This window comes from Gelidibacter sp., assembly GCF_035515035.1.
Taxonomy (GTDB): Bacteria; Bacteroidota; Bacteroidia; order Flavobacteriales; family Flavobacteriaceae; genus Gelidibacter.
Genome location: NZ_DATJCA010000066.1, coordinates 1 through 2,690 on the forward strand (window position 1 = coordinate 1; position 2,690 = coordinate 2,690).

Annotated in this window: 3 protein-coding genes; 1 reads left to right on the forward strand and 2 read right to left on the reverse strand. The window is 37.2% G+C overall.

Features of this window, described 5'->3' with window-relative positions; genetic code table 11:
* Together VLZ86_RS05195 and VLZ86_RS05200 are read right to left on the reverse strand one after the other, a co-directional pair.
* On the reverse strand, positions 1 to 331 hold a 331-nt coding region (locus VLZ86_RS05195), incomplete at its 3' end, for a restriction endonuclease (protein WP_325449429.1).
* A gap of 143 nt (positions 332 to 474) precedes the next feature.
* On the reverse strand, positions 475 to 2,079 hold the full coding sequence (locus VLZ86_RS05200) for a class I SAM-dependent DNA methyltransferase (protein ID WP_325449431.1): 1,605 nt from the start codon (positions 2,077 to 2,079) through the stop codon (positions 475 to 477).
* A gap of 215 nt (positions 2,080 to 2,294) precedes the next feature.
* On the opposite strand from VLZ86_RS05200, the gene VLZ86_RS05205 reads away from it, so the two are divergent.
* Positions 2,295 to 2,690, forward strand: a 396-nt coding sequence (locus VLZ86_RS05205) for a hypothetical protein (protein ID WP_325449433.1), incomplete at its 3' end; no start/stop codon positions are given.

Consider the following 2,690-nt stretch of genomic DNA (forward strand, 5'->3'; position numbering starts at 1 on the left):
CATTGTCTTTTTCAATATATACTTTAAGATGCTTTAAGTCGATATATGCATTGCCGAAACTATCAATATAATTGATTTTCTTAGCTTTTAAATGTGTTTTGGCATTGGGCGTAATATAATCGGCAGCGACCAAAAACGGCGTTCTCTGCTCGGCCATTCCTTCGAAAATGGCAAGGTGTTGTGGCCGTACTTCCCTTTTCACTTCGGCATATACCTTTTCGTCATTAAGGCTTATTACCAAGTCCACAACGCCGTCATGCGATTGGATCTTTTTGATAGCCACCTCAAAATCCAAATTCTGAAACCAATCTTTTAACTTAACAAATTCCATTTTGTTCAATTTTTAATTTCGTTCATGTTACATGAACAATCAAATATAATGAACATATATTGATATTTACTGAATTATTGCCCTTTTGTTCAATTTTCACGACTGTTCAGTTTACATGAACATCAATTTATAATGAACAGACTCTAAAATTTTTCAAAATTTTCTATTATTTTTTTCTGCAATGTGTTGCCTTTTTCAAATTGTGATTTCAATTGGATTTTTAAATCGGCCATTTTATCTTCAAAAGGAATCCCATCATCTTCAACGGCTTCGGTGCCCACGTAAATCCCCGGCGTTAATTTGTAATCCTGTTTTATAACCTCGTCAATAGTGGCGTTGTAGCAAAAGCCATCAACATTTTCATAGGATGCATTAATGTTCCGCCAGTTGTGGTAGACTTCGGTAACTTTATTAATATCATCATCAGTAAACACTCTCAGTTTACGGCTTTCCATGGTGCCCATCTTTGAGGTGTCAATGAAAAGGATTTCATTAGTCCGTTCTCTATGACTACCATCTTTTCCATCTCTGTTTTTGCTCAAGATGAAAATGCATGCGGGAATTCCAGTGGTCAAAAACAATTTATCCGGCAACCTCACAATGCAATCAATCATGCTATGATCGACCATAAACTGGCGCACATTCTTTTCGCCCTTATTATTGGAGGTCATGGCACCATTCGCCATAACCACACTGGCTGTACCCCTATCGCTCAGATGACTCCAAAAAGTTTGCATCCACATATAGTTGGCATTGCCATCCGTAGTAAACTCTTCCTTAGGACCAAAAAGTCGTGGATCATTTTCAGGCAAGTCCTCAGGATGCCATTGGCTCACGTTGAAGGGCGGATTAACAATAATGAAATCTGCTTTCAAGTCAGGGAATTTATCCTGCAATAATGAGTCGCCCAAGCGCACATCAAAAGAAAGGTCACGTAAGGCCAAGTTCATTTTACATAAACGCAAGGTGCCATCATAACGTTCCTGTCCGTAAATGGAAATGTTGCGCTTGTCGCCACCATGTGCTTGCAGGAATTTTAAAGATTGTACAAACATGCCACCAGAACCACAAGCGGCATCAAAAATTTTGCCTTCAAAAGGTTCAATCATTTCTACCATCAATCTTACAATACTGCCAGGCGTAAAAAACTGTCCTGCACCTGAACCTTCTGCAATGGCAAATTTGCCAATATAATATTCATAGACCCGTCCGAGAATATCACTCTCTGGGTTTTCTTTAACTGATAGTTTAGGGTTTGCCAACAGATTAATCAGTCCACCCACCTGTCTTGAGGTCAATTGGCTTTTTACGAAAATTCGTGGTAAGATTCCTTTTAAATCGGGTCTGAAATTAGCAACAGTCTGGTCTAACAAATCAAAGGCATCATCTACCAGGACTTTTATATTATCCTGTTCTGCATTATCCTGCAAGAATTGCCATGTCGCTTCTTTTGGGATGATATAAGTGTTCTTTGAAAGGTATTCATCGGGATCTTCCAACACGTAAAGTTGCTCTTCTTTATCTAAGGTGTAATAATCAGATTTTTTATCGTTCAAAAGATCCAACAAGTGATCACGCCGTATCTCGTAGCGTTCAGAAATGTGTTTTAGAAATATAAGAGGAAGTACGAAATCTTTATATTGATTTTCTGCAACAGCACCGCGGAGCTCATTGGCAGCTTTCCATAGTTCTTGTTCAAAATTGATATCCGCTTTTGAGGTGTTTTGGGTCATAAATAGTTTGGTCATTGTATAAGAAGTTAAAACTAAGAAAATATGTGATAATAAAAGGGCTACAGGGAATTATTATAAGCTCAAATTAATAATGGAAGTGAATTTTATGAAGGTCGAACATTTATGGAATTCAGGAAGACGATAATTTCTCAATTTCGAACCGTAAAACATAGTCGATCTATATCTTATCATCCTACAATTCGTATAATTATAAATCGATGCTTATCAAAATGAGTAATTATTGGAATATATCGGGTGTTCCTGATAAGGGATGGATTTTAGAAGAGGTATATGACATCAGAGCTGAGGGACAATCTGCGGATGAGACCCAGTATGAAACGTGCATGATGTGCAACAACGAGCGCATACGGTATGTACACGTTGTAAGCCATAGAGATTTTGGAGAGGAATTTAAAGTTGGATGTGTCTGTGCTGAAAAAATGACCAATGATTATGTAAATCCCAAAAAGCACGAAAAACAATTAAGAAATAAGTCCCACAGGCGCATTAACTGGCTTAAAAAAAAATGGAAGATTAGCAAGAAAGGCAATTCATACTTAAAAATAACGGATCATTTAATTGTCATTTATCAAGACCGATACTCAAAAAAATTCAAAGTCAATATT